Raw genomic sequence first — 696 nt, forward strand, 5'->3', positions numbered from 1 at the left:
CCGCATATCCGATCCCGACCCCTGCGGCTGTCATGCCAGCACCAGCCCCAGCCATTTTGTTTCGAACGTCCATGGTTCTTTGATAGCCATCTTTCGCCGCCGACATACGCCGCTCTTGATTGGCGACACGTTTTAATTGCTGCTCTTGTTGCTGCAATCGTTGATTAGCTGAGGAAATATCACTATTGAGTCTGGTTTGAGCCTGACTTAACTGGCGGGTAGATATGCCGCTATTTTTCAGCGCTTCTCGTTGTCGCTGTAGCGATACGCTTAACGTTCCCGCTTCCATTTTTAGCTTAGCAGCGGCAGACTTGGCACGTTCAAATTCTCTGGACTGCGCCTTTGTTGGGTTTTGTACTGAGGATAATTCGCGCGAAAGCTGGCTCACCTTTTCGGTGGCTTTTTGATAGGCATTATTTGCAGCATCAAGGGATTGCTTTGTTTTCTTAAAGCCATCAATTTGCTTAGCTTGATTGTTGAGTTCTTTTAATTCTTGGCGAGACCGGCGGAGAGTTTCCGCCAGTTTTTTATTGGAATCTTGAGCGCCGCGTAGTGGCTTTGTGAATTTATCAACGGCGCTTAAAATCACCTGTAAACGTAAATCTTTACTCATCTTCAACACCGCTACGTTTAAGGGCGTGATAACGCCATTCTAATAATTCAGTCAAAGAATAATTTTCGGTTACTGCTGGCGAC

General features: G+C 46.4%; 1 protein-coding gene and 1 pseudogene. Both read right to left on the bottom strand.

The window, feature by feature from the left end; all coding sequences use genetic code 11:
• Window positions 1–613 (bottom strand): annotated as a pseudogene (locus PROVRUST_RS18600) (phage tail tape measure protein); the annotation flags it as partial.
• Window positions 606–696: GpE family phage tail protein (locus tag PROVRUST_RS18605; RefSeq protein WP_039856043.1), on the bottom strand; the 91-nt coding region annotated here is incomplete at its 5' end. The pseudogene PROVRUST_RS18600 and the gene PROVRUST_RS18605, both read right to left, overlap by 8 nt.

This window comes from Providencia rustigianii DSM 4541 (assembly GCF_000156395.1).
Lineage (GTDB): Bacteria > Pseudomonadota > Gammaproteobacteria > Enterobacterales > Enterobacteriaceae > Providencia > Providencia rustigianii.